Genomic DNA, 23,204 nt, shown 5'->3' on the forward strand with positions numbered 1-23,204 from the left:
AGCCGCAAATGCCGTTGAAGATCGCCGTCCAGATGGACCATGTCTCCACCGTGTCGATCGCCGGCGACACGACCTTCGCGCTGTCGCTGGAGGCGCAGCGGCGCGGCCACAAGCTTTTCCACTACACGCCCGACCGGCTGTCGATGGTGGGCGGCAAGGTGTTCGCGCGCGTCGAGGAGATGCAGGTGCGCGACGAGAAGGGCAACCATTACGCGCTGGGCGAGAAGGTGCGCACCGACCTCTCCGACATGGACGTCGTGCTGCTCCGCCAGGACCCGCCCTTCGACATGAATTACATCACCACCACGCACATATTGGAGCGCATCCATCCGAAGACGCTGGTGGTCAACGACCCAGCCTGGGTGCGCAACAGCCCGGAGAAGATCTTCGTCACCGAATTCCCGGACCTGATGCCGGAAACGCTGATCACCAAGGATCCCCAGGAAGTGGCAGCCTTCCGCAAGGAGTTCGGCGACATCATCGTCAAGCCGCTCTACGGCAATGGCGGCGCCGGCATCTTCCATCTGCACGAGGCCGACCGCAATCTCGCCTCGCTGCTCGAAATGTTCGGCCAGCTGTTCCGCGAGCCCTATATCGTGCAGCGCTATCTCAAGGACGTGCGCAAGGGCGACAAGCGCATCATCCTGATCGACGGCGAGCCGGTGGGCGCCATCAACCGCGTGCCGGCCGAGCACGATTCCCGCTCCAACATGCATGTCGGCGGCCGCGCCGAGAAGACCGAGCTGACGGAGCGCGAGCGCGAGATCTGCGCCCGCATCGGACCGGCGCTCAGGGAGCGCGGCTTCATCCTGGTCGGCATCGACGTGATAGGCGACTATATGACCGAGATCAACGTCACCTCGCCGACCGGCGTGCGCGAAGTGCAGCGTTTTGGTGGCGCGGATATCGCCAGCCTGTTCTGGGATTGCGTTGAGGGGAAGCGGCTGAAATCGGCCGCGTAATTGCCGCATGTTGACTCTGCAGCACGGATATCGGCCTCCTACCGTATCCGAGATTGTCGGAGCAATGTTGCGTCATCGCCGCTATCTCCGGAAAGGGTGGTACTCTTCCGCGAAGTCGCAACCTGCTCTTCAGGCAAGTTTGCTGTCGGATGATCCGTTCATATCCTATTCGGGAATGTCCGGTACGCCCCTTGGATTGGCAAGTCACATGCCTCTCCTTCCACGCAGTCACCGTGCCTGGTTTCTCATCTCGCCAACCTGGTCCATCGAAAACAATTCCAGCGTCAAAATGATCCGGACCTATGCCGTTCTGCATAGACTTGGGAACCCCCGTCACTCGCTAATCTTCCTATCCAACACACAAGCCGAGGCTGATCTCTTGAATCAGTCCGGTGAGGCCGCCGTCCTGCATAACAAGACTTCAACAACCTCCGAATACATATTCAGGCCCCTCGAGGACATCCCTGTAGAATTCGATGCAATATACAATGCGCAACTGGCTTCGTGGAAACGCCACGACTTGTCCCTTGGCATCGAGCGTTGTGCATTTGTCTTTTATCGTGATTCAGTGGGGTCATCCACGACGGAGTCGGAAAGGGCGCGGATAAATCGGCACAGGGAGCTCGCGCCGGGTCACGTGTTTATCAATGAGTTTGACAGCACCGGCAAACCTGTTCGATTGGCGCCGGCTTATGTGAACATGCATCTAAATCGTGCAGCCGTGGGAATTTGTCTCTCTGCAATAGAGGGACCAATGTTCGCCAGCACAGAGTATCTTCTCGCGGGGCTACCTGTTGTCACGACCCCGAACCATGGGGGTCGAGACCTTTATCTCGATGACGAATATTCGCTTACAGTTCCACCCGACCCTCGATCCATCGCGGAGGCTGTCTTAGCGCTGAAGGAGCGACGAATCCCCCGGGCTTACATTCGTTCGCAAACTTTGAAACGAGTTGAGCGAGACCGCCGGCGGTTCATAGACCTTGTAAATGAGATTTTTCTGGAAAGCGGCTCTTTGCGCCGGCTCGCCATGCCTTGGCCTTTCCGATATCCTGTCATGGAGTGGCTTCCACCCCACATCGCAATCGATCGATCGCTTTCAGGCACGGTCGATGCCTTCATCACCGCCTAGACGGCAACAGCCCGATTGCCGGAGGGACTGCTCGCCTTGTTCAACAGGTCGAGAGCACGCGGCGATAGCGGCTGCTCGGGCGCGCCTCGGCCTTTTAGTCCAGAAGGAGCTTTGGCCGAAATCCATCATCTTCGCGGATAGATGTTCCTGTAATGTTCTTGCGTGTTTCGAAAATCTATGGTTGTCTGGACTTTACGCGCTCGCGGCCCGATGGTGAATGCGGGCGCGTTGAGGCCGGGGGTTCGGATAAATGGTAGCGCGGGTTCGCACGGTCGCTTTCCAGGGCATCGAGGCCTTGCCGGTCGATGTCCAGGTGATGGTCGGGCCGGGCAAGGTCGGCATGCAGATCGTCGGCCTGCCGGACAAGGCGGTGGCCGAAAGCCGCGAGCGCGTGCAGGCGGCGCTGCATGCGTCGGGCCTGTCGATGCCGTCGAAGAAGGTGACGGTGAATCTCGCGCCGGCCGATCTTCCCAAGGAAGGCAGCCATTACGACCTGCCGATCGCGCTCGGCCTGATGGCGGCGCTCGGCGCCATCCCGGGCGACATGCTGGCCGGTTATGTGGTGCTTGGCGAATTGTCGCTCGACGGCACCATCGCTGGCGTGGCCGGCGCACTGCCGGCGGCGATCGGCGCCAATGCCGAAAGCAAGGGCTTGATCTGTCCCTTCGCCTGCGGCCCGGAGGCGGCCTGGGCAGGCAAGGATTTCGACATCCTTGCACCGCGCAGCCTGATTGCCGTCGCCAACCATTTTCGCGGCACGCAGGTGCTGTCGCGGCCCGAGGCCGGCATCCAGCTTGCCGCGCGCGACCTGCCGGATCTCGCCGACATTAAGGGCCAGGAGAGCGCCAAGCGGGCGGTCGAAGTGGCTGCCGCCGGCGGCCACAACCTTCTCATGGTCGGGCCGCCCGGCTCGGGCAAGTCGATGCTGGCGCAGCGCCTGCCCTCGATCCTGCCGCCGCTGGCGCCGAAGGAGCTGCTCGAAGTGTCGATGATCGCTTCCGTCGCCGGCGAGCTCGGCGAAGGCAAGCTGACCGACCGGCGGCCGTTCCGCGCCCCGCATCATTCGGCCTCGATGGCGGCGATGGTGGGCGGCGGGCTGCGCGCGCGTCCGGGTGAGGTCTCGCTCGCCCATCACGGTGTGCTGTTCCTCGACGAGTTGCCGGAATTCACGCCGCAGACCTTGGATGCGCTGCGCCAGCCGCTGGAAACCGGCGACTGCATGATCGCGCGCGCCAACCACCGCGTCACCTATCCGGCGCGCATCCAGCTGGTGGCGGCGATGAATCCGTGCCGCTGCGGCATGTCGGGCGAGCCCGGCTATCGCTGCCTGCGCGGCGACCGCTGCCGCACCGAGTACCAGGCGCGCATTTCCGGCCCGCTGCTCGACCGCATCGACCTCAGGATCGAGGTGCCGGCGGTCTCGGCAAGCGACCTCATCCGGCCGGACAAGGCCGAGACGAGCGCTTCGGTGGCGCAGCGCGTGGCGCGTGCGCGCGCCATGCAGCGCGAAAGGCTGGAAAGACTGGGCGCGGGCGCCACCACCAACGCGCACTGCCCGCCGTCCATCATCGAAGAGATCGCCAAGCCCGATAGCGCTGGGCTGACGCTGCTCAGGGACGCCAGCGAAAAGCTCGGCTTTTCGGCGCGGGCCTATCACCGCGTGCTGAAAGTGGCGCGCACGCTGGCCGACCTCGACGCCAGCGAAACCGTCGGCCGTATCCATCTCGCCGAGGCGATCTCCTATAGGATGAGCGCGGAGCGCATGGCGCAGGCGGCGTGAAGCGGGCGTATCGGGCTTTCATCCCTCTTCAATCTGCGCCGGGATCAGCTTCTGCAGCGTCGGTGCCAGGATCATGGCGAAGCTCGATCCATCGCCATAGGCCCGCGCGGAAATCATCGCCCCGTGCACGGTCGCCATGAAGGCTTCCGCCTCCACGCGCGGCGCGGCGGCGATCGTCAATGTGCCTTGCGCGGCGCCGCGCTCGATAACGCCGGTCAGCCACCCCGAGAGAAACCGGAAATAGGCCCGGACCTCCGCGGCCACCTCAGGCGGAAGGGCCGGAAGCTCGCTGGCAAGCAGCGCGCAGACGCAGATCGGCCTGCTCGCATCCTCGATGCACTGCGCCCAGAAGTCGGCATAGGTGCGCAGCAACTGAGGCGGCGCAGGCACACTGCGCTCTAGCTCCGTCATGCCCGTCACGGCATCCTCGAGGTAGCGCCTGACCAGGCTTTGCACCAGGTCGACCTTGCTCGGGAAATGATGATGGATGCTGGCTTTGCGTATACCGACCACGTCGGCGATATCTGCGTAGCTAAACCCGTTATAGCCGCCGGCGACGATGAAGCGTCGCGCGGCGGCCAGTATGTCATCGGCGGTGTTCGAGGGCTTGTCCATGGACATGCCTAACCTCCGGCGGAGGAAATCTCAACGCACGGCCTGCGGCGACTTGCGAAGGATATCGCTGACCGACAGCCACACGGCGGACACGAGGAAGTAGAAGGCGCCGAAAGCGGCATAGGGCGCGACATTGGCGATGCCGATGGCCTCGGCGCCGCCCGCCATCTTGACAAAAAAGAGGCCGGCCAGCGCCGATTGCGCGCCGCTCAGGATCATCGCCCATTGGGCGCCGTTACTCTTCCAGCGACGCGCCGCGGTGAGAAGCTGAAACGCGCCGGAGACGACCGCCCAGACCCCATAGACTGCGAGCACCGCATTCATGCTGCGGCCAAGCGCGATGGCAACCGCGATCGCGGTGAGGATGCTGACGGCGAGATTAAGCAACTGCGACTTGTTGCGGCCCAAGCCGCCGCTGCGCTGCGCGTCGATATAGTTCGCGAGCGCGTCCCAGAGGGGATAGGCAACCAGCATGACCGCGGCGAGCGTCGGAACCGACTTCGCGACGGTGAAGGCTACCGCGACCCAGGCCGCCGACACGGCAAACCGCAGAAAATAGTAGCTTTTGAGCCAGCCGTTTGAGGACTGGGCATGGTTCATTCGTGCAGGCATGACGGTTCCTTTCATTCAATGCCTACCAACTAGTAGGTAGATTGAAAATCGTCAATGCCTTGCCGGCCGGTCGCCGATCACCTCGATATCTCGTTTACGTGATCGGCGCCCGCTTGCGCCGCGCTACTGCTCGCGCGCCTTCAGCTCCAGCCGCCGCTTATGCAGCACCGGCTCCGTATAACCGTTGGGCTGGACCGCCCCCTTGAACACCAGGTCGCAGGCTGCCTGGAAGGCGATGGAATTGTCGAAGTTCGGCGCCATCGGGCGGTAGAGCGGGTCGCCGACATTCTGGCGGTCGACGATGGCCGCCATGCGCTGCAGCGAATCCCTCACCTGGATTTCCGAGCACACCTTGTGGCGCAGCCAGTTGGCGATGTGCTGCGAGGAGATGCGCAGCGTGGCGCGGTCCTCCATCAGGCCGACATCGTTGATATCGGGCACTTTCGAGCAGCCGACGCCCTGGTCGATCCAGCGCACGACGTAACCCAGGATGCCCTGCGCGTTGTTGTCGAGCTCGCGCTGGATCTCGTCCGGCGTCCAGTTCGGCCGCCTTGCTACCGGCACCGACAGGATATCGTCGAGCTTCGCCTTCGGCCGGCTCCTCAGCGCCGCCTGCACGGCGTGCACGTCGACCTTGTGGTAATGCGTGGCGTGCAGCGTCGCCGCCGTCGGCGACGGCACCCAGGCAGTGTTGGCGCCGGCCTTGGGATGGGCGATCTTCTCAACCAGCATCGCCGCCATCAGATCCGGCATCGCCCACATGCCTTTGCCGATCTGGGCGTGGCCGGCGAGCCCGCATTCCAGGCCGGTGTCGACATTCCAGGCCTCATAGGCGGAAATCCAGGCGGCCTGCTTCATGTCGCCCTTGCGGATCATCGGGCCGGCTTCCATCGAGGTGTGGATCTCGTCGCCGGTGCGGTCGAGGAAGCCGGTGTTGATGAACACCACGCGTTCCTTCGCGGCGCGGATCGCTTCCTTGAGGTTGACGGTGGTGCGCCGCTCCTCGTCCATGATGCCCATCTTGATGGTGTTCCTGGCCATGCCGAGCAGCGCTTCGACGCGATCAAAGATCTCGACGGCGAAGGCGACCTCTTCCGGCCCGTGCATCTTCGGCTTCACCACATACATAGAGGCGGCGCGGGAATTCATCCGGCGGCCGTTCGGGCCGATATCGTGCAGCGCAATCAGCGCGGTGAGCGCCGCATCCATGATGCCTTCCGGCACCTCGTTGCCGTCGCGGTCGATGATCGCGGGATTGGTCATCAGGTGGCCGACATTGCGCACCAGCATCAGCGAGCGGCCGGGGAGCGTAAGCGTTCCGCCGCCGCGCGAGGTGTAGGTGCGGTCCGGGTTGAGCTTGCGGACGAAAGTCTTGCCGCCCTTGGTGATCTCTTCCGTGAGATCGCCCTTCATCAGGCCGAGCCAGTTGCGGTAGACGACGACCTTATCCTCGGCATCGACGGCGGCGACCGAATCCTCGCAGTCCTGGATGGTGGTCAAGGCGGCTTCGAGGAGGACATCGGCGATGCCGGCCGGGTCGGTCCTGCCGATCTGGTTGGCGCGATCGATCACGATTTCGATATGCAACCCGTTCTTGACCAGAAGCACCGCTTCCGGCGTGGCGGCATCGCCGCGATAGCCGACGAACTGCCTTGGATCGGCGAGCGTCGTGGCGCCGGCGCCCTCGCCTGCTTTCAGCGCGCCATTGGCGACCGAGAGCCCGTTGACGCCGGCCCATTTGCCGGTGGTCAGCGGCACGGACTGGTCGAGGAAATCCTTCGCCCAGGCGATCACCTTGGCGCCGCGCGCCGGATTGAAGCCCTTGCCCTTCTCGGCGCCGCCGGTTTCGGGAATGACGTCGGTGCCGTAGAGCGCGTCATAGAGCGAGCCCCAGCGCGCATTGGCGGCGTTGAGCGCATAGCGCGCATTCATCACCGGCACGACGAGCTGCGGCCCGGCAACGACCGCAATCTCGGGATCGACATGTTCCGTGCTGACGCTGAAGTCCGGCCCTTCCGGCACCAGATAGCCGATCTCCTTGAGGAAATTCTTGTAGGCCTCCATGTCGATCGGCGCGCCATTGGCGCGATACCAGAAGTCGAGCTTTTCCTGCATGGCGTCGCGCTTGGCGAGCAGCGCGCGGTTCTTCGGCGCGAGGTCGTGGACGATGGCTGAAAAGCCGGTCCAGAATTTTTCTGCGTCGATGCCGGTGCCGACTACCGCCTCCTCGGCGACGAAGTCGTGGAGCTCCCGGGCAATCCGCAACCCGGCGATCTCGATGCGGTCGGTCATCTGCACGTCTCCAGATAGGTGGCTTGCCGGGCGTTTGGCATGTTTGGGGTTGCGGGGTCAATTCAGCTTAGGGTGTAGAGGGGCGCGGCCTTTTCCTTCTCCCCTTGTGGGAGAAGGTGGATCGGCGCGCAAGCGCCGAGACGGATGAGGGGTGTTCCAGCGGAGTGAGACGCTGGCTTTCCCTGGAGCACCCCTCATCCGGCCGCTTCGCGGCCACCTTCTCCCACAAGGGGAGAAGGTGGAAGCCCCTCACACCGCAATCCGCGGCCGTCCCGAGGCCACGGCCACCACATGCGCCTCGATGAACATGCGCTGGCCCTCGATGGTCGAGACCTTGAACTCGGTGGAAACGTGGATCTCGGCGCTGTCGGTGCCCGCGTCCTTGGCGCGATCGGCGGCGAGCGCCCGCACATCGGCTTGCGCTGCCTGGATCGCCTTGTCCTCCTCGGTGAAGTCGCGCACCGTCTGCCCTGACGCCAGCCGGAAAAGGCCCTCCTTGGGCTGGCTGACGCGGGCTTCGGCCGAGACGCGCACCTGGCCGACCACGGCACCGAGCGCGTTGGCGACATCCGTGTCTTCCGGCACGATGCAGCCATTGCCGATCAGCGGCGGCAGGCCGGCATAATGCAGCGGCGCGGAGGCGCCGAGGCCGATGACCGGGCGGTCGAGCGCGACGGTGAAGCGGGCGATGCCGGGATGGCCGTCGACGGCGCGCTGCACCAGCGCATGCGCCACCGTGGCGGCGCCGTCCAGCCCGTCCTCGGCAAAGGCGGTTTCGAGGATATATTCGGCCGACCAGCGGGTCAGCGTGACGAGCACGCGAGCGGAAATCTCCTCCGGCGTCGCCGCGATGGTCTGGCCGCGGCCGTCGCGGCGGCGGGCGAACAACTCGGCGCCGAGGCGGGCGGTGGCGGCGTGCCAATTGGCCTGTTTTCCCAGCACATGGGCGGCGTCGGACGGCGTGAAGCCCGAAATATGCACCAGACCGCGCGCGACCAGCCGGTTCAGCGTGGCGTTCTGCGCGTTGGAAGCGAGCAGCCGGTCGAGCGCCAGCGGGGTGGCGCCGATCGCCTCGTAAAGCTTCGCCTCCGGCCCGGTGAGACCGGCGGCGAGCCGGTCCGGCACGCCGGTGCGCAGGGCAAAGCGCCCGTCCATGCGGCCGGGATTGGGCGCTCGCAGCTGGCGCTCCAGCTCGGTGGTGACGGCCTCGCCATGCACCATGCCGGACAGCGCCAGCGGCACCAGGCGGCGCGGCCCTAGCAGGATCTTCGGGTCGAGCGCGCCGTCTTCCAGCGTCACTTCCGAATCGCCGCCAAGGCCGAATGTGCGCATGGCGACGGCTTCGACCATGGTACGGAAGCCGCCGACGGTGGCGCCTTCCGGATCAAGCCGCGGCCGGCCGCCGTCGAGCACGGCGACATCGGTGGTGGTGCCGCCGATATCCGAAACCATGGCGTCGTCCAGCCCGGTCATGTGGCGCGCGCCGACCAAGCTGGCGGCCGGGCCGGACAGAATCGTCTCGATCGGCCGCTGGCGGGCAAACGCTGCCGACACCAGCGCGCCGTCGCCCCGCACCACCATCAGCGGCGCGGCGATGCCGCGCTTGGCCAGAAACCCTTCGGTCGCCGCCACCAGCCGGTCGATCATCGAGATCAGGCGAGCATTGAGCAAAGTGGTGAGCGCGCGGCGCGGGCCGCCGAGCTTGGCGGAAAGCTCGTGGCTGGCGGTAACCGGCAGGCCGGTCTTGTCGCGGATGAGGTCGCGGGCCGCCAGCTCATGCGCCGGATTGCGGGTGGCGAAATAGGCGCAGACGGCAAAGCCCGATACCGAACGCCCAAGCTCCGGCAGCGCCGCCTCGAGCCCGGAAAGGTCCAGTTTTGCCGCATTGCCATGCACGTCGTGGCCGCCGGGGCAGAACACCACCGGATCGGTGCCAAGCGCCGTCTTCAGGCCGTCGCGCGCGAGGTCCGCCTCCGAAAAGCCGATCATGACTAGCGCCACGCGCCCGCCCTGGCCCTCGACCAGCGCGTTGGTGGCGAGCGTCGTCGACATCGAAACCAGTTTGATCGAGGCAGGATCGGTCCTGGATTGTTCCAGCACCGCGTCGACCGCGCCGGAAATACCGACGGCGAGGTCATGGCGCGTGGTCAGCGACTTGGCCTTGGCCAGCACCTTGCCCTTCGGGCCGCCTTCCTCCGACCACAGCACCGCATCGGTGTAGGTGCCGCCGGTGTCGATGCCGAGGAAGAGAGGGGGAGGCTTGGCGGTCATTTCTGTGAGGCGGTCCAGGGTCGAGGGCTTTGTTGCGAAGCCCTTAGCCGATACCGGCAGGCGGATAAAGAAGGGAGAGGTGGGCCAAGGGGAGAGGCGCCGGGGTTTATTGGAAACGTCGACGCGAGGCCCCCCTCTCTGGCCTGCCGGCCATCTCCCCCTCATGGGGGGAGATCAGATGTCGCCGGCGCTTTCGCCAATCGCCAAGGTCGCAAAGGGGCGCCGGCGTCCAAGCTGCCAATCTCCCCCCTTGAGGGGGAGATGCCCGGCAGGGCAGAGAGGGGGGCCTCGCGCCGGCCTGCGCAGCAGTCTTTCAAGCGCCGGCGTTTCCTATTTCGCCGTGACGGTGCCCGTCATCGAGCTGTGGATCGCACAATGGAACGGATGCGCGCCGGCGGCCGATATCTTGACCTTGGCGCGTTTGCCCTTGGCGAGTTGGCCGGTATCGAAGGAGCCGTCATCCGCCGTGGCGGTGTGCGTCTTGGAATCGGCGTTGGTAAAGGTCACCGTGTCGCCAACGGCGACACTGATCTTGGCCGGGTGAAATTTCATGTCCTTGATCTCAACCGCGTGGTTTGCGGCGAAGGCGGGCATTGCGACGGCAAGCAAGGCAAGGCGAGCATGGTGCGCATGGTGGGTTCCTCCTGAGAGTCCTCCCCCTAAGCTAAGGCGGGCGCGGCGTTTGTCATGCCACGAACCCCACTCTTTTATGCGACCCGTCGCAAAACGGCTTGTTGGCCGAATGCCCGCAGCGGCAGAGGAAAACCTTGGTGGTCCGCGCGATGGTATGCCCCGTGCCGGTGACGATCTCGGCATTGCCTTCGACCTTGAGCGGGCCGTTGAATGTGGGCGTGACCGTCAGTGGGCCGTCCCGCGCATCCAGCACCTGCGCTTCCTTCAGCGGCGGCTCGCCTGTGGCGGTGAAGCCGGCCTTGATGTGGCTGTTGTCGCAGAACGGCTTGTTCTGCGACAGGCCGCAGCGGCAGAGCGTGGCGCGGAACAAGGTTTCCTCGCCGAGCACGATCTCGGCATGCACGGCCAGCGGCCCGTTCTCGCGCAACCGCACGGTGTTGACCAGCGGCGGCTTCTCCTGCGGCCCGCCATCTTTTCTGGTGTAGGTGATGGCGCCCGACGGGCAGTTTTCCGCCAGCGCCACGACCTGCTCGACGCTTGCCGCGTCAGGGTGGATCCACTCGCCCGGCGCGTTGGGCACGAAGACATGCGGGTTGCCGAGCACACAATTGCGCGAATGGATGCAACGCTTGCCGCTGAAGGAAACGTCGATCTTCTCGCCTTCGACCGTGCCTGCCATGTGGGTGGGGTCTCCTGTTGGGTTGAGACGAGGCTAGGGCGATGGTGAGAGGGGCGTCAAGAATGAACTCCCCTTCTCCCCTTGTGGGGTGAGAAGCGGTCCGCGTTAGCGGACGAAAAGCCAATTGCTTGGCTTTTCGAGCTTCGAACGCCCTGAGCCTGCGAAGGGCCGGGTGGTGGCTCGGCGCGCAGCGCCGAGACGGATGAGGGGTGCTCCAGCTTGGCAGGAACGCCGATGCACCGCTACCGCCAGGGTTGCAGACTCTCATCCCTCACATAGGCAATGATGGTGTCGCAGACAGCATCCAAATCCTTCAGCACATCGTCGTTCCAGAACCGCAGCACGCGAAAGCCCCTGAATTTCAGCTCGGCATCGCGTTCCTGGTCATGGCGCGATTCCGCATGCTGGCTGCCGCCAATCTCAACGACGAGCTTGGCCTCGGCGCAAAGGAAATCCGCCACGAACCGACCAATCGGCACTTGCCGCCTAAATTTGATGTTGTCGAGACGACGACCGCGCAATTCCTGCCATAGACGGTCCTCCGCGTCGGTCGACTCACGGCGCATCGACCGAGCGAAATTCCTTTTGGCCGGGGTTACGGATTGGTGGGGCATGGCAGAAGACTGGCCGATGTAGGTGACCGCTCAAGTATCCGGCGTCTCACTCCGCTGGAGCACCCCTCATCCGTCTCGGCGCTGCGCGCCGATCCACCTTCTCCCACAAGGGGAGAAGGAGAAGAGCTACTCCTCCAGGTCGATCTCCTCGGTCTGGCCGCCGCTGCAGGTGTAGCAGCAGTCCTCGCAGGTTTCCTTGTTGTTGGGGCCGACGCCCCAATAGGTTTCTTCATCGCCGTCGACCCAGGCGCCGTAGCAGATCTTCTCGCCCTCGTTGCAGGAGATCGGCAATTGCTTGGTCTCGCCGTCGTCGAGATAGAAATCTTTGCCCTCGCCCGGCCAGACATAGTCGCGGTCCTGGCTGTAGAGCTCGACGCGCATGGCGTTGGGATGATTGTTCTTGATCTGGAAGGTGACGTCGCCGGCGTGAGCGGCGGGCGCGATGAGGACGGCAAGCGAAAGCGCGGCGGCAACGCGGCGCGCGAAGGTGGAAGACATGAAAACCCCCGAGGTCGAATCGGCCCCCACGGCCGATGGTTGGATGATGACATGGCGGGCGCATATGCCAAGGGGCGGCGGCGAAAAATGGCTGACGGAATTTGGGGGACTTCACCTTCTCCCCTTGTGGGAGAAGGTGGCTCGGCGCGCAGCGCCGAGACGGATGAGGGGAGTTCCAGCTTGGCGAAGACGCCCGGTGGCATCACCGCCAGGGCTGCAAACTCTTATCTTTCACATACGCAATAATGGTATCGCAGACCGCATCCAGCTCTTTCAGCACATCATCGTTCCAGAACCGCAGCACGCGAAAGCCTCTCGCCTTCAATGCGGCGTCGCGCTCCAGATCACGGAGCGACTCCGCATGCTGGCTGCCGTCGATTTCGACGATGAGTTTTGCCTCGGCGCAGACGAAATCCGCCACGAAGCGGCCTATCGGCACCTGCCGCTTGAACTTGATATTTGTCCAGTCGCCGGCCGCGCAATTCGTGCCATAAGGGGTCTTCCGCCTCTGTCGGCTCGCGGCGCATCGACCGGGCGAAATTGCGTTTGGCCGGGGTTACGGGTTGGTGCGGCATGGCGGAAGATTAGCCAATGTTGGTGCCCGCTCAAATATCCGGCGTCTCACTCCGCTGGAGCACCCCTCATCCGTCTCGGCGCTATGCGCCGAGCCACCTTCTCCCACAGGGGGAGAAGGGGAAGCGCGCCACTACTCGGCCAGATCCACCGTCTCGGTGGAATGCTCGGTGCAGATGAAGCAGCAGGTGTCGCAGGGCTGGTCGTTGTCGGGGCCGACGCCGGCGGTGACGGAATCGTCGCCGTTCACCCAGGCGCCCCAGCAGATATGCTCGCCCGGCTCGCAGGAGATCGGCACGGATTTTCGCGCCTTCGGGCGGATGAGGAACACCTTGTCGTCGCCCGGCCAGACTTTTTGGCTGTCGCGGCTGAACAGCTCGACCGCGACGCCGTCCGATCGCTGGTTGCGCACGAAGACGGACATGTCGGCGGCCAAGGCCGGGGTGCTGAGGAGAAGAAAGGCGAGCAGAGCGCGAATCATGGCGAGGTCCCCTGGTGGAGTAGAGCACGGGTTGAGACGGGGCGCGACCTCCCCTTCCCCCCTTGTGGGGGAAGGTGGCTCGGCGCGCAGCGCCGAGACGGATGAGGGGTGCTCCAGGGAAAGCCGACGTCTCACTCCGCTGGAACACCCCTCATCCGGCCGCTTCGCGGCCACCTTCTCCCACAGGGGGAGAAGGGAAAGTCAGCGCCTCACCACATGCGGCGCGAATGTCTTCACCGCATCCACCATCTCCTCTCCCCGCACGTCGAGCGAGGAGATTTCCATATGCACAATGGTTTTGCCGAAGGGCATCAGGCCGAAGGCGTTGGCGGAGGAATAGCGGATTGCGTCGGGCGGCTCCTCGGTGAGCTCGAAATTGAGCATCGCCGCGCCCTTGCCGCCGGCGGCGAGCCGCACGCTTCTCACCTTGCTCCATGGCACCAGCACGTCGCCGGCGCGAGCATCGCGGAACCCTTGGCTGTTCAGCACCACCTTGACCGAACTGTCGAAGGCGCCGCGGGCGATGAAAACGCCGAGCCCCAGGCAGGCGGCGCTGAGCAGTGCGATCCACAGCACATGCCCGCCATTGGCGCCAGAAGCTACGCCCTGCAGCGCGCCGAAGCCGAAAATGCCGCCGAGCAGGAACGGCCCGACGGCGGGCAGGATCTTTCCCGACGGGCTGTTGCGGATTTCGAGCGGCGCGGCCATCGCCTTCGCGCTCAACGCTCCGGCTTCAGCAAAGTCCAGATCCAGCCGATGAAGGTCAGCACCAGGAACGGATAGCCGAGCGCCGGCAGCGGCGCCGAGATGGGCAAAAGCGGCGCGCCCCACAGGATCATCAGGACCGAGACGGCGAACAGCACAGCGGCGACGGACGCCGTGAGCCGCATCCACAGCGCGAAGGTGGCTTGCGCGCTGACCATGACCAGTCCCGCCGCCCACAGCGCAATGCCGCCGGCATAGGAAGGCACACTTGCCTGCAGGCCCGCCGCATTGCCGGCCAGAAGCAGGCTCTCGCCGGCCAGGAAAGTGAGGAAGCCCGCCGCGACGAGCTCATTGCCGAGCCGCTGGTATTTCATCGTCAGCAGCGCCGTGGCGACGACGATGCCCACGCCATCGGTCGTCCAGACCGTCTCGCGCAGCGCGTCGCTGGCAACGAACGTGCCCGCCAAGCCAAAAGCGCCGCCGATGGCGAGGCCGATCGCGGCGACGGTGTCCGAGGTGGAGCGCATGTGATGTCTCCCCAAGCCGGGGAGAGGATAGCGCGAGGTGGGGCTATCGCAAAGGCCGAGTGCAGGGCTGATCCCCTTCCAGCGCCATTTTTGGATTCCACTCCCTTTTCGTTGTTCCTTGCGCGTTTCCATTAAAGTAAGGAGACGTCTTCACTCGCGACTGAATATCGAGATTAGCTTCTCAATTTGCATTCGGTGAAGCCATGACGGAAATACCAAAGGACTTGACTTTTCGTCCCACGCGCGACGAAACCTACATCGCGTTTGCTGCCGCCATCGATGCCTGGTCCAAGGTCGAATGGCAAATGATGTTTTTGTTTAATTCTGTCAGCACACCAACTGACCTGAATAAATCAGGATCAATTCTCATTTCGATTATTGGTATTCAAGCTCAATTGAGAGTTATCGAAGCTGCCGCACGAGCGCATCTTCATAAACATCAAGAACTTCTAAAAGAGGTGGAGCGAACGACCGAAAAAATCGGAAGAAAAGCGACGATCAGAAATCGCATAATTCACGGGCGGTGGAGAGAATCGCATTATTTCAAAGATGCGGGATATGACCATACAGAGCTTGAACGGGTTTTCTCCGTGGAGCAGATCTTCGGCCCCACCTACAACACACAGCAAGAGCGAAAGGCGCTAATAGGAAAATTCCTTTTTGACAAGCCGGAGCTAGAAAAGGCTGCCGAAATGTTCGAGCATCTATCAAGAACAGTATTTGAGCTTCAGCTCAAGATCGTCAGCGCGTTCGTGCCAAGGGTGGGCTAGCCGAGAAGTTCTTCACCATCACTTCTTTACTTTAGGAGCATTCATGACGGAAACCTACGAAAGGCATGTTGGATTGCTAGTCAGGCTAGGGCTTCTGGTCGTCAAATGGAATCGATTAGAGGCCAATGCCCAACTGATGTTGTACGGTTTAGGCGGGGGTGGGGAGACGATCGAAGCGCTAACCGCAAACATGGGAACGGTTGCACTTACCGATGGGCTCAGGACGCTCGGGGCGGAATTTGCACCCGAAATGGCTAAGGAACACATTACTCATTACCTCGACCTGTTCGACCGAATTCGAGCTTATCGAAACCACTACGTTCACGGCGTTCGAATCATGGAATTGCGGGATGAGAAGCCGGTCGGTCTCTCCCAGAGCGTAAGTGCAAAATCCCGTCTCGTATTTCATCAAACTACAATCACAGAAGATGATCTTCAGGAGACCATCAACCATATCAACGCCGCGAATGTATATGGCACCGATATAACCGCTACGATTTGGATGGGCGGGAAACCTGATAAAAGTTTGCTTGCGGCGCGTGGCGCATCATTTCTTCAAAAACCGCCTCTGCCAGATAAGCTGCAAAAGCCTCGCCTATTCCTCCTAGACGAAGGACCCCAACGTCGATCTTTTCCCTTGTGATCAGAACGTTGGGTGATTACCGAACGATCTCTAGTTATGTGTGTCGCGGGATGGAACCCGCTGCCTGCGGCACCTCCCGCCCGGACTTGCGCTCGCATTTATCCGCCGAGCCGACGCGTCCGGCGACGGCCAACCCCTCAATCCCCCATCTTCAGCGCCTGGATAAACGCCTCCTGCGGGATATCGACCTTCCCAAACTGCCGCATGCGCTTCTTGCCCTCTTTCTGCTTGTCGAGCAGCTTGCGCTTGCGGGTCACGTCGCCGCCATAGCATTTGGCGGTGACGTCCTTGCGCAGCGCCGAGACGGTCTCGCGGGCGATGATGCGGCCGCCGATGGCCGCCTGGATCGGGATCTTGAAGAGATGCTGCGGGATCAGCTCCTTCAGCTTCTCGCACATGGCGCGGCCGCGCTTTTCGGCCGCTGACCGGTGCACCAGCATGGACAAAGCGTCGACCGGCTCGTCATTGACCAGGATCGACATCTTCACCAGGTCGCCCTCGCGATAGTCGGTCAGGTGGTAGTCGAAGGAGGCGTAGCCTTTGGAGATCGACTTCAGCCGGTCGTAGAAGTCGAACACCACCTCGTTGAGCGGCAGGTCGTAGGTGAGCATGGCGCGCTTGCCGACATAGGAGAGGTCGGCCTGGATGCCGCGCCTGTCCTGGCAAAGTTTCAGGATGCCGCCGAGATAGTCGTCGGGGGTAAGAATGGTGGCGCGGATCCACGGCTCCTCGATCGAGGCGATCTTGACCACGTCGGGCATGTCGGCCGGGTTGTGCAGCTCCTTCACCGTGCCGTCGATGAGGTTCATGCGGTAGACGACCGACGGCGCCGTGGCGATGAGGTCGAGGTTGAACTCGCGCTCCAGCCGCTCCTGGATGATCTCCAGATGCAAAAGCCCCAAAAAGCCGCAGCGGAAGCCGAAGCCGAGCGCGGCCGACGTCTCCATCTCGTAGGAGAAGCTGGCGTCGTTGAGGCGCAATTTGCCGACGGCGGCGCGCAAATCCTCGAAATCGGCGGCGTCGACCGGGAACAGGCCGCAGAACACCACCGGCTGCGCCGGCTTGAAGCCGGGCAGCGCCTTGGCGGTCGGACGGCGGTCCTCGGTGATGGTGTCGCCGACGCGGGTGTCAGCCACCTCCTTGATCGAGCCGGTGAAGAAGCCGAATTCGCCCGGGCCGAGCTCGTCGACATTGACGCGGGCCGGCTTGAAGACGCCGGTGCGCTCGACGAGGTATTTCGCGCCGGTGCCCATCATGCGGATGGTCTGGCCCTTCTTCATCACGCCGTCGATGATGCGCACCAGAACGATGACGCCGAGATAGGCGTCGTACCAGGAGTCGACCAGCATGGCCTTCAGGGGCGCATTGATGTCGCCCTCGCGCGGCGGCGGCAGCTGGTGGACGATCGCCTCCAGCACGTCCGGCACGCCCTGCCCGGTCTTGGCCGAGATCAGCACGGCGTTGGAGGCGTCGAGGCCGATCACCTCCTCCACCTGCTCGCGGATGCGCTCCGGCTCGGCCGCCGGCAGGTCGACCTTGTTCAGCACCACGACGATCTCGTGATTGTTGTCGATGGCCTGATAGACGTTCGCCAGCGTCTGCGCCTCGACGCCTTGCGAAGCGTCGACCACAAGCAGCGAGCCCTCGCAGGCGGCCAGCGAACGCGACACCTCATAGGCGAAGTCGACATGTCCAGGCGTGTCGATGAGGTTCAGCACGTAATCCTCGCCGTTCTTGGCGCGGTAGTTCAGCCTCACGGTCTGGGCCTTGATGGTGATGCCGCGCTCGCGCTCGATGTCCATCGAGTCCAGCACCTGCTCCTTCATGTCGCGCTCCTCCAGCGCGCCGGTGAGCTGGATCAGCCGGTCGGCAAGCGTGGATTTGCCATGGTCGATATGGGCGACGATGGAGAAATTGCGGATGTGGTCGAGCGGGGTGGTCATGCGGCGGGCTTTAGCAGGGGCGGGGTTGAGGGGCAAGCGGAACGCCTTTTTCCCTTCTCCCCTTGTGGGAGAAGGTGGATCGGCGCGCAGCGCCAAGACGGATGAGGGGTGTTGGACGGAACTCAGCGGCCAGCTAGTCTGGCGCAATGCCGCACCAGCCCGTCACCCAAGCCAAACGCAGCTTTGCCCGGACGCTCCGCCGTGAGATGACGGAGGCTGAGCACAAGCTGTGGCAGGAATTGCGCGACCGCAGGCTCGATCGGATCAAGTTTCGCCGGCAGGTGCCCATTGGAAAATACGTCGCCGATTTCGCTTGTCTCGAGGCGCGGCTCATCGTCGAGCTGGATGGTAGCCAGCACGGGGACTCGGAATCGGATTTGGCCCGCGGAGCTGAATTGAACGCGAGAGGATTTCGGATCTTGCGCTTTTGGAACGACGATATCCTGAAAGATATGAGCGGCGTCTGCGATACGATCATCGCCTATGTGAAGGATACCAGCCTGCAGCCCTGGCGGTGAGCGGGTAGAGGTCTCACTCCGCTGGAGCACCCCTCATCCGTCTCGGCGCTGCGCGCCGATCCACCTTCTCCCACAAGGGGAGAAGGGAAATGCTCCACATCACAAACCGGTGAAGCTGTAACGAACCTCTCCACTCCGACGAAATGAAGCATGACCCCGCAACGGAGACTGCTTCCCATGACCGGATCGACAACAAGGATGGCCCTGCTCGCCGGCGCGATGCTCGCGGCCACGATGGGCGCGGCGACCGCGCAGCCCCTCACTGTGGTCGAGCTGTTCACCAGCCAGGGCTGCTCGTCCTGCCCGCCGGCCAATGCCAACCTGATCAAGGTCAAGGACCAGCCGGGCGTGCTGGCGCTGTCGTTCAACGTCACCTACTGGGACTATCTCGGCTGGAAGGACACGTTCGGCCGCAAGGAATTCACGGAACGCCAGGTGACCTACGAGCCGTCGCTCGGCCATGACGGGCCGTTCACGCCGCAAGTGGTGGTGAACGGCAGAAGCGACGGCGTGGGCGCCGCGCCGGGCGAGATCCAGAGTCTGATCGCCAAAGGCGGGCGCACGCAGGGGCCGGAGCTTTCGCTTGGGCAGGGCAAGGTCAGCATCGGCGCCGGCAAGGCGCCGGGCGGCGGCGCCGATATCTGGTTGGTGCGCTACACAAGAGGCGTCGTCGAGGTGCCGGTGGCGCGCGGCGAGAACACCGGCCGCACGCTGCCGCACGCCAATGTCGTGCATGCGCTGACAAGGCTCGGCAGCTGGAACGGCACGGCGACGACGCTGCCGCTTCCGGCAGCCGCCGAGGGCTTGAGCACCGCGGTGCTGGTGCAGGCGCCGCGCGGCGGACCGATCCTGGCCGCGGCCGCCAACTGACCTTTTTCCCCTTCGCGCGGGGCCGCATGAGCGGCAACGCTTCACCAGGGCCCGCATGCGCGCGCCAAAACCCAAGGAGACTACCCATGTCCAAGTTCCTCACTCTGCCGGCGCTGGCCTTCGCGCTTTCCGCGTCCGTCTTCGTCGCCGGCGCCCGCGCCGACGGCACGGCCAATGCGATGAAGCCCGCCAATGCGATGGCGACCGACGCTATGAAGCCGGCGGACGCGATGAAGCCGGCGACGGACGCGATGAAGCCCGCCGATGCCATGAAACCCGACGCGATGAGCACCGAGGCGATGAAGCCGGCAACGGATGCTATGAAGCCGGCGGATGCGATGAAGCCCGCCACCGATGCAATGAAGCCTTCGACGGATGCCATGAAGCCAGCGGACACCACCGCTCAGTAAGGTGAGCTGGCGATCCGCTTGCGTCGCCGGCCTGCGAGGCAATCGCACAGGGCAGCGCAGCCCCCGCTCCGTCTCGGCGCTGCGCGCCGATCCACCTCTCCCCCGCTTTGCGGGGGCGAGGAAACATCAATCGCGAGGGCGCGGCCTTTGTACGCCTGGGTTCCTCGCCCCCGCCAGAGGCGGGGGAGAGGTGGCTCGGCGAAGCCGAGACGGAGAGGGGGAGCGCCCTCGGCCATTGGCCGCACGGCAAAGTGAGAACCGCTTCGCGGCTTCGATCGTATATAATGAAGCAACAACAGGAGATCAGGACATGAACGGCATAAAGGCAAAGGCCGCGCGGCGATCGCCATTTTTCGCGCGCGGCACGTTGGCAGTGCTCGGCCTTGCGGCCGTGGCGGCAGCGGCTCTGTGGCAGACACCGGCCCGCTCGGCCGAGGACGCGGTGGTGATTCCGCCGCCGGCCTTGGACGAGAAGGCGGCAAGCGGCACCGAAAAGGCGATCTTCGCCGGCGGCTGCTTCTGGGGCGTGCAGGGCGTGTTCCAGCACGTCAAGGGCGTCAGCAAGGCTGTGTCCGGCTATACCGGCGGCAGCGCCGAAAACGCCGTCTATGAAGTCGTCGGCACCGGCCGCACGGGGCACGCCGAATCCGTCGAGATCACCTACGACCCCTCGAAGGTCACCTACGGCCAGCTGCTGCAGGTCTATTTCTCGGTCGCGCATAATCCGACGCAGTTGAATTACCAGGGTCCGGACCAGGGCACGCAATACCGCTCGACGATCTTCGCCGAGAACGACGAGCAGAAGAAGGTCGCCGAGAGCTATATCGCCCAGCTCGACAAGGCCAAGGTGTTCGGCAAGCCGATCGTCACCACGCTCGAAACCGGCAAGACCTTCTATCCGGCCGAGGATTACCATCAGGACTTCCTGACGCTGAACCCGACCTATCCCTATATCGTCTACAACGACCTGCCCAAGATCGAGAATTTGAAGGCGCTGTTCCCCAAGCTTTACAGCGAGAAGCCGGTGCTTGTGCTGGCCTCCAGCAAGAGCTGAGCGACACCCGCTCGTCGTCATCCACGGGCGGAGCAAGGAGCGAAGCGACGCGCGTAGACCCGAGGATCCATTCCGGGACGTATGAGCGCCGCTACGGTACAGAATTCTGCTCCGCTGCAGCCTTCGATCAAGGTCACGGAATGGATTCCAGGGTCTGCGCGACGCCGCTACGCGGCTGCTTCGCCCTGGAATGACGAGGCTGGGGTATGTGTCCGCGTGGGCAGGCGGCATGCCTTGGCGATTGGCCGAAACGCCCATCGCGATCGTCATCCACGGGCGGAGCAAGGAGCGAAGCGACGCGCGCAGACCCGAGGATCCATTCCGTGACGTATGAGCGCCGCAACGGTGCGGAATTCTGCTCCGCTGCAGCCTTCGATCAAGGTCACGGCACGGATTCTGCGCGACACCGCTTCGCGGCTGCTCCGCCCTGGAATGACGAGGCTGGCTCCGGATGGTAGCAAAACCATCCACCCTTTGGTTTGCTGGCAAAACAGAACACAATGTGAAGCAGTCCATAGAATTATACTTGACGCTGCAAAACATTGACATCCGATCTTCTGCCGCCACATAATCATCGCCGTCACCTTTCGAAAAGTCTGTTTCAGCTGATCCGGAGCGCTGCTTCCGGGCGGATTCTTGTTGGCTGCATTGTTGGGCCGGGCATGCCGGCCGCGCTTCGGGAACAACGACGGATGGGGAGGAACGACAGATGGCCATCGACATAAAAGTCTCCGTCTACACCAATGGCGATGACGCCTTCGTCGCCTGGGCGCCGAGCGACTTCATCGCCGGGTGCCGGGGTTTTCTGCTCGAGCGCGGCCGCAAGGCCGGCGCGAGCGAGAGGATCGAGCCGGTGGAGAATCGTGTCGGCTTCACCAAGGACAAGCCGAAATCGGGCGACCACAGGCCGTCGGATGTCTGGCCGTTCCAGCGCTTCAACTGGACCGACCATGCGGCCGATGTCGGCAATGTCGTGCGCTACCGGGTGACCGCGATGATGAGCGCCGGACCCGGCAAGCCGCTGACCAAGGGCGTGTCGAGCGACTGGACGGACTGGGCGACGCTCGCCACCGACGCCGGCGGCGGCTTTTCCTGCTACTTCAACCGCGGCCTGGTGCTGTCGCAATTCGTCGCCCGCTACATGGCCAAGAACAAGCTGTCGCCCGCGGCCTTCAAGAAGAGCCTGCAGACCAATGGCGACGCAAAATTCCGGGCTTTCCTCGAAGGCGATCTCGGGCTGCGCATGGTTGGGCTGACGCAGGTCGCCGGCGACGAGCTGCATGCCGCGCTTTACGAGCTCGGCGACGCGACGCTGGAGACGGCGCTGATCGGGCTCGGGCCGCGGCTCCATCTCATCCTCGCCAACGGCTCCGATAAAAGCGGCGACGCCAACAAGGAGGCGCGCAAGAACCTCAACGACCACGGCATCGCGACCATCGACCGGATGCTGAAATCGAAAGGCCTCGGCCACAACAAATTCGTCGTCGTGTCCAAGGACGGCGAACCGAAGATGGCGTGGACGGGCAGCACCAACTGGAGCACGACCGGCCTGTGCACGCAGGTCAACAACGGCTTGCTGATCGAGGACGCGGCGGTCGCGGCGCATTTCCGCAAGCATTGGGACCTGCTGAAGGACGCCTCGCCGCCCAGGACCGACCCGGCCAGTTTCACGCCGGCGCTGATGGCGGACAACGACGCGCCCAAGACTTTCACGGTCGGGACCGCCAAGGCGACCGTGTGGTTCACCCGCACCTCGGATGGCGCCGACATGGCGGCGCTGCGCGACGTCATCGCCTCCGCCAAACAGGCGGTGCTGTTCTTGATGTTCACGCCGGGCAAGCAGGGGCTGCACACGCTGGCCGGGCAGCGCGCCAGGGAAAAGGGCATGTATGTGCGCGGCGTGGTCTCGACGCTGAGCGCGGAGGAGGGCGGCACCGAGCAGAATTTCCTCGATATCGACCTGGTGAGCAGCGACCGGAAATTCACGCCCGACCGCTACGCGGTGGCGCAGCCGCAGGGCCTCGACGCGCCGCTCGGGCCATGGATCGCCGAGGTCAACCGGCGGAGCTTCCTGTCGCAGATCGGCCACGCCATCGTGCACTCGAAGATCCTGGTGACCGACCCGCATTCGAACGACTGCGTGGTGGTAACCGGCAGCCACAATTTCTCGGCGCCGGCGAGCGAGAAGAACGACGAGAACCTGGTGATCGTGCGCGGCCACAGGAAGCTTGCCGCCGCCTATGCCACCTACGCGATGTCGGTCTACAGCCACTACCGCTATCGCTCCTACATCCGCGAGATGCGGGCCCAAGGCAGGACGCCGTGGAGCTATCTCGACGACGACGACCAGTGGCTGAAGACCGAGCTCAGGACCAAGGCGCAGGAGATCGCGTTCTGGACGCAGGGTTAGTCCTTCTCCCCGTTTCACTGGGAGAAGGTGCCCGAAGGGCGGATGAGGGGCAGCGCCGGCATCTGCGGCTAACCGCCGACCCATAACTGCCTGACAGGTCAGCGCCGCCCCTCATTGCCCTGCCGGGCATTTCTCCTGGCGCGACTGATCAGGCCGAGGCTTGATTGCCAGGTGGTTCCCCCAATCCGTCGCTGCTTCGCAGCGCCACCTTT

General features: G+C 63.8%; 24 protein-coding genes. 10 read left to right on the top strand and 14 right to left on the bottom strand.

Translation table 11 applies throughout. From position 1 onward, the window contains the following. Positions 1–8: 8 nt before the first annotated feature. From gshB to LB520_RS17205, 3 genes are all read left to right on the top strand, one after another. The gene (gene gshB / locus LB520_RS17200) at positions 9–962 is read left to right on the top strand and encodes a glutathione synthase (RefSeq protein ID WP_224638265.1); all 954 of its coding nucleotides are present in this window, start codon (positions 9–11) and stop codon (positions 960–962) included. Positions 963–1,662: 700 nt separating this feature from the next. Then, positions 1,663–2,094, top strand: coding sequence for a glycosyltransferase (locus tag LB520_RS29370; protein WP_411969900.1), 432 nt, complete (start codon positions 1,663–1,665; stop codon positions 2,092–2,094). 250 nt (positions 2,095–2,344) lie between these two features. Then, positions 2,345–3,874: a YifB family Mg chelatase-like AAA ATPase gene (locus tag LB520_RS17205; RefSeq protein WP_224638266.1), complete on the top strand. Its 1,530-nt coding sequence runs from the start codon at positions 2,345–2,347 to the stop codon at positions 3,872–3,874. 18 nt (positions 3,875–3,892) lie between these two features. Here the strand turns inward: LB520_RS17205 and LB520_RS17210 are convergent, their stop codons facing one another. From LB520_RS17210 to LB520_RS17265, 13 genes are all read right to left on the bottom strand, one after another. Beyond that, a complete protein-coding gene (locus LB520_RS17210) occupies positions 3,893–4,489 on the bottom strand; it encodes a TetR/AcrR family transcriptional regulator (RefSeq protein ID WP_224638283.1) in 597 nt (198 codons plus the stop codon). A gap of 30 nt (positions 4,490–4,519) precedes the next feature. Next, on the bottom strand, positions 4,520–5,101 hold the full coding sequence (locus LB520_RS17215; RefSeq protein WP_224638284.1) for a DUF308 domain-containing protein: 582 nt from the start codon (positions 5,099–5,101) through the stop codon (positions 4,520–4,522). A gap of 123 nt (positions 5,102–5,224) precedes the next feature. Then, complete coding sequence (locus LB520_RS17220; RefSeq protein ID WP_224638267.1) at positions 5,225–7,393, bottom strand: malate synthase G; 2,169 nt, start codon at positions 7,391–7,393, stop codon at positions 5,225–5,227. Positions 7,394–7,642: 249 nt separating this feature from the next. Further along, on the bottom strand, positions 7,643–9,664 hold the full coding sequence (locus LB520_RS17225; RefSeq protein WP_224638268.1) for a hydantoinase/oxoprolinase family protein: 2,022 nt from the start codon (positions 9,662–9,664) through the stop codon (positions 7,643–7,645). Positions 9,665–9,994: 330 nt separating this feature from the next. Beyond that, the gene (locus LB520_RS17230; protein ID WP_263483746.1) at positions 9,995–10,216 is read right to left on the bottom strand and encodes a cupredoxin domain-containing protein; all 222 of its coding nucleotides are present in this window, start codon (positions 10,214–10,216) and stop codon (positions 9,995–9,997) included. Positions 10,217–10,349: 133 nt separating this feature from the next. After that, a complete protein-coding gene (locus LB520_RS17235) occupies positions 10,350–10,976 on the bottom strand; it encodes a CDGSH iron-sulfur domain-containing protein (protein ID WP_224638269.1) in 627 nt (208 codons plus the stop codon). A 242-nt stretch (positions 10,977–11,218) separates the two neighbouring features. Beyond that, a complete protein-coding gene (locus tag LB520_RS17240; protein WP_224638270.1) occupies positions 11,219–11,590 on the bottom strand; it encodes an endonuclease domain-containing protein in 372 nt (123 codons plus the stop codon). Positions 11,591–11,716: 126 nt separating this feature from the next. Further along, a complete protein-coding gene (locus LB520_RS17245; protein ID WP_140845363.1) occupies positions 11,717–12,088 on the bottom strand; it encodes a hypothetical protein in 372 nt (123 codons plus the stop codon). A 202-nt stretch (positions 12,089–12,290) separates the two neighbouring features. After that, positions 12,291–12,509 (bottom strand): endonuclease domain-containing protein, encoded by a 219-nt coding sequence (locus tag LB520_RS29375; protein ID WP_411969901.1) that lies wholly within the window; start codon positions 12,507–12,509, stop codon positions 12,291–12,293. Then, positions 12,433–12,663 carry a DUF559 domain-containing protein gene (locus LB520_RS29380; RefSeq protein ID WP_411969898.1) on the bottom strand — a complete coding sequence of 77 codons (231 nt, stop codon included), beginning with the start codon at positions 12,661–12,663 and terminating at the stop codon, positions 12,433–12,435. Before LB520_RS29380 ends, LB520_RS29375 begins: the two co-directional genes overlap by 77 nt. A 131-nt stretch (positions 12,664–12,794) precedes the next feature. Further along, positions 12,795–13,142, bottom strand: a complete 348-nt coding sequence (locus LB520_RS17255) for a hypothetical protein (RefSeq protein ID WP_140633290.1) — start codon at positions 13,140–13,142, stop codon at positions 12,795–12,797. A 201-nt stretch (positions 13,143–13,343) separates the two neighbouring features. After that, positions 13,344–13,865, bottom strand: coding sequence for a hypothetical protein (locus tag LB520_RS17260; protein ID WP_224638271.1), 522 nt, complete (start codon positions 13,863–13,865; stop codon positions 13,344–13,346). After that, positions 13,862–14,374 carry a hypothetical protein gene (locus LB520_RS17265; RefSeq protein ID WP_224638272.1) on the bottom strand — a complete coding sequence of 171 codons (513 nt, stop codon included), beginning with the start codon at positions 14,372–14,374 and terminating at the stop codon, positions 13,862–13,864. The genes LB520_RS17260 and LB520_RS17265 overlap by 4 nt, the downstream gene beginning before the upstream one ends. 203 nt (positions 14,375–14,577) lie before the next feature. On the opposite strand from LB520_RS17265, the gene LB520_RS17270 reads away from it, so the two are divergent. Beyond that, positions 14,578–15,144: a hypothetical protein gene (locus tag LB520_RS17270; protein ID WP_224638273.1), complete on the top strand. Its 567-nt coding sequence runs from the start codon at positions 14,578–14,580 to the stop codon at positions 15,142–15,144. A 43-nt stretch (positions 15,145–15,187) separates the two neighbouring features. Then, positions 15,188–15,787: a hypothetical protein gene (locus LB520_RS17275; RefSeq protein WP_224638274.1), complete on the top strand. Its 600-nt coding sequence runs from the start codon at positions 15,188–15,190 to the stop codon at positions 15,785–15,787. 137 nt (positions 15,788–15,924) lie between these two features. Here the strand turns inward: LB520_RS17275 and lepA are convergent, their stop codons facing one another. Continuing rightward, a complete protein-coding gene (gene lepA, locus LB520_RS17280; RefSeq protein WP_201412606.1) occupies positions 15,925–17,730 on the bottom strand; it encodes a translation elongation factor 4 in 1,806 nt (601 codons plus the stop codon). 146 nt (positions 17,731–17,876) lie between these two features. Here lepA and LB520_RS17285 point away from each other — a divergent pair, with 146 nt between their 5' ends. From LB520_RS17285 to LB520_RS17305, 5 genes are all read left to right on the top strand, one after another. Beyond that, a complete protein-coding gene (locus tag LB520_RS17285) occupies positions 17,877–18,248 on the top strand; it encodes an endonuclease domain-containing protein (RefSeq protein ID WP_224532622.1) in 372 nt (123 codons plus the stop codon). Between the two features lie 177 nt (positions 18,249–18,425). Then, positions 18,426–19,118 carry a DUF1223 domain-containing protein gene (locus tag LB520_RS17290; RefSeq protein WP_224638275.1) on the top strand — a complete coding sequence of 231 codons (693 nt, stop codon included), beginning with the start codon at positions 18,426–18,428 and terminating at the stop codon, positions 19,116–19,118. A gap of 86 nt (positions 19,119–19,204) precedes the next feature. Next, positions 19,205–19,528, top strand: coding sequence for a hypothetical protein (locus LB520_RS17295; RefSeq protein WP_224638276.1), 324 nt, complete (start codon positions 19,205–19,207; stop codon positions 19,526–19,528). Between the two features lie 310 nt (positions 19,529–19,838). Then, on the top strand, positions 19,839–20,582 hold the full coding sequence (gene msrA, locus LB520_RS17300) for a peptide-methionine (S)-S-oxide reductase MsrA (RefSeq protein WP_224638277.1): 744 nt from the start codon (positions 19,839–19,841) through the stop codon (positions 20,580–20,582). A 709-nt stretch (positions 20,583–21,291) separates the two neighbouring features. Continuing rightward, positions 21,292–22,992, top strand: coding sequence for a phospholipase D-like domain-containing protein (locus LB520_RS17305; RefSeq protein ID WP_224638278.1), 1,701 nt, complete (start codon positions 21,292–21,294; stop codon positions 22,990–22,992). The last annotated feature ends 212 nt before the right edge of the window (positions 22,993–23,204 follow it).

Origin of the sequence: Mesorhizobium sp. CA12 (genome assembly GCF_020165255.1) — a bacterium.
Classification (GTDB): Bacteria; Pseudomonadota; Alphaproteobacteria; order Rhizobiales; family Rhizobiaceae; genus Mesorhizobium.

Coding starts and splice junctions, on each gene's coding strand:
- gshB (WP_224638265.1), top strand. CDS start 9: ATGCCGTTGAAGATCGCCGTCCAGATGGACCATGTCTCCACCGTGTCG.
- LB520_RS29370 (WP_411969900.1), top strand. CDS start 1,663: ATGCATCTAAATCGTGCAGCCGTGGGAATTTGTCTCTCTGCAATAGAG.
- LB520_RS17205 (WP_224638266.1), top strand. CDS start 2,345: ATGGTAGCGCGGGTTCGCACGGTCGCTTTCCAGGGCATCGAGGCCTTG.
- LB520_RS17210 (WP_224638283.1), bottom strand. CDS start 4,489: ATGGACAAGCCCTCGAACACCGCCGATGACATACTGGCCGCCGCGCGA.
- LB520_RS17215 (WP_224638284.1), bottom strand. CDS start 5,101: ATGCCTGCACGAATGAACCATGCCCAGTCCTCAAACGGCTGGCTCAAA.
- LB520_RS17220 (WP_224638267.1), bottom strand. CDS start 7,393: ATGACCGACCGCATCGAGATCGCCGGGTTGCGGATTGCCCGGGAGCTC.
- LB520_RS17225 (WP_224638268.1), bottom strand. CDS start 9,664: ATGACCGCCAAGCCTCCCCCTCTCTTCCTCGGCATCGACACCGGCGGC.
- LB520_RS17230 (WP_263483746.1), bottom strand. CDS start 10,216: ATGAAATTTCACCCGGCCAAGATCAGTGTCGCCGTTGGCGACACGGTG.
- LB520_RS17235 (WP_224638269.1), bottom strand. CDS start 10,976: ATGGCAGGCACGGTCGAAGGCGAGAAGATCGACGTTTCCTTCAGCGGC.
- LB520_RS17240 (WP_224638270.1), bottom strand. CDS start 11,590: ATGCCCCACCAATCCGTAACCCCGGCCAAAAGGAATTTCGCTCGGTCG.
- LB520_RS17245 (WP_140845363.1), bottom strand. CDS start 12,088: ATGTCTTCCACCTTCGCGCGCCGCGTTGCCGCCGCGCTTTCGCTTGCC.
- LB520_RS29380 (WP_411969898.1), bottom strand. CDS start 12,663: ATGCCGCACCAACCCGTAACCCCGGCCAAACGCAATTTCGCCCGGTCG.
- LB520_RS17255 (WP_140633290.1), bottom strand. CDS start 13,142: ATGATTCGCGCTCTGCTCGCCTTTCTTCTCCTCAGCACCCCGGCCTTG.
- LB520_RS17265 (WP_224638272.1), bottom strand. CDS start 14,374: ATGCGCTCCACCTCGGACACCGTCGCCGCGATCGGCCTCGCCATCGGC.
- LB520_RS17270 (WP_224638273.1), top strand. CDS start 14,578: ATGACGGAAATACCAAAGGACTTGACTTTTCGTCCCACGCGCGACGAA.
- LB520_RS17275 (WP_224638274.1), top strand. CDS start 15,188: ATGACGGAAACCTACGAAAGGCATGTTGGATTGCTAGTCAGGCTAGGG.
- lepA (WP_201412606.1), bottom strand. CDS start 17,730: ATGACCACCCCGCTCGACCACATCCGCAATTTCTCCATCGTCGCCCAT.
- LB520_RS17285 (WP_224532622.1), top strand. CDS start 17,877: ATGCCGCACCAGCCCGTCACCCAAGCCAAACGCAGCTTTGCCCGGACG.
- LB520_RS17290 (WP_224638275.1), top strand. CDS start 18,426: ATGACCGGATCGACAACAAGGATGGCCCTGCTCGCCGGCGCGATGCTC.
- LB520_RS17295 (WP_224638276.1), top strand. CDS start 19,205: ATGTCCAAGTTCCTCACTCTGCCGGCGCTGGCCTTCGCGCTTTCCGCG.
- msrA (WP_224638277.1), top strand. CDS start 19,839: ATGAACGGCATAAAGGCAAAGGCCGCGCGGCGATCGCCATTTTTCGCG.
- LB520_RS17305 (WP_224638278.1), top strand. CDS start 21,292: ATGGCCATCGACATAAAAGTCTCCGTCTACACCAATGGCGATGACGCC.